This window comes from Mesorhizobium sp. M0019, assembly GCF_040323975.1.
Lineage (GTDB): Bacteria > Pseudomonadota > Alphaproteobacteria > Rhizobiales > Rhizobiaceae > Mesorhizobium.
Genome location: NZ_JAMYVK010000134.1, coordinates 1 through 1,233, shown reverse-complemented (window position 1 = coordinate 1,233; position 1,233 = coordinate 1). Strand labels below are relative to the sequence as shown.

General features: G+C 60.5%; 2 protein-coding genes. One reads left to right on the top strand and one right to left on the bottom strand.

Annotated elements, in window-relative coordinates; all coding sequences use genetic code 11:
* Positions 1-39 precede the first annotated feature (39 nt).
* Positions 40-438: a hypothetical protein gene (locus tag NKK47_RS35000; protein WP_352579927.1), complete on the bottom strand. Its 399-nt coding sequence runs from the start codon at positions 436-438 to the stop codon at positions 40-42.
* A gap of 29 nt (positions 439-467) precedes the next feature.
* Between NKK47_RS35000 and NKK47_RS34995 the strand changes: the two genes are divergently transcribed.
* Positions 468-1,233, top strand: a protein-coding gene (locus tag NKK47_RS34995; RefSeq protein WP_352579926.1) for an IS5 family transposase whose coding sequence is annotated in 2 segments (ribosomal slippage) — positions 468-792 and positions 792-1,233 — 767 coding nt annotated over the 2 segments. Because the reading frame shifts where the segments join, the coding sequence is not laid out codon by codon here. This gene is flagged as partial in the annotation.

The following is a 1,233-nucleotide window of genomic DNA, read 5'->3' as shown; positions in this document are numbered from 1 at the left end:
CTAGGTAGTGAACCCATTAATTCGAAAAGAGGATCAGGGTTAGCGCACGGGTTTGAGATGATCGCCGTTTCGACCATATTCTTTGTTTAGATCGAGCAAGCGGTGGCCCAGCACGGTTCTCAGGTGTCGATCTACAACGACGACCAATAGCGTATTGAAGCGTCCGGTGCCGATCAGAACTTGATCGAAGCGCTCGTGAGCATCTCGATACACATGGTGCACGTCGTTGAGGCTGGGCAAGCCCAGGGCGTCCAAATTGAGGCTGTCAACGTAAGGCCAGATGTCTAGGATGGGCTCAGCGCTTTCCGTCACATTGCGCATTGGGTGCGCGAAACACGCCTCAAACTCTTCGAGGGACAGGAGACGGTTGGCTTGCATCAGTCGAACATACCAACATCGAAGGAAGTTCGTAAACGGCGGAGCATTCGGGCCTTTCATGTCGCATCGTTTTGTGATTCACGCCCGGCATGAGCCGATATGACCTGACCGACTTTGAGTGGCGCGTGATCGAGCCGCTGCTGCCCAACAAACCAAGGGGCGTTCCGCGTGTCGATGATCGCCGCGTGTTGAACGGTATCTTCTGGGTGCTGAGATCGGGTGCGCCATGGCGTGACCTGCCGGAACGCTATGGCCCGCGCACCACCTGCTACAACCGCTTCGTGCGATGGCGGAAGGCCGGCGTGTGGGACCGGCTGATGGACGCCGTCACCGCCGCCCACGACGGTGCCATCCAGATGATCGACAGCACCTCCGTTCGCGCCCACCAGCAGGCAGCGACGGCAAAAAGGGGGGTCCAGATCACTGTCTCGGTCGATCACGCGGCGGGCTCACGACCAAGATTCACGTCGTCGTCGACGCGCAGGGCCTCCCGATCCGGCTCGGCCTGACCGCCGGGCAGACGCACGATGGGCAGGTCGTTGACCGGCTGCTCGATCATCTCGGCCCGCGCACCATCGTGCTGGCCGACAAAGCCTATGACGCCGATCGCATCCGCGAACTGATCCAGGAGCAGGGCGCGACGCCCAACATCCCGCCGAAGAGCAACCGGCGCTGGAAACCCTGCTTCAGCAAGCGGCTCTACCGCGAGCGCAACCTTATTGAACGCTTCTTCTCCAAGCTGAAGCACTTCCGCCGCGTCGCGACCCGCTACGACAAGCTCGCCGCCAACTTCCTCGCCATGATCCAGCTCGCCTCAATGCGTCTGTGGCTCCGCGCTTATGAGTCTACGGCCTA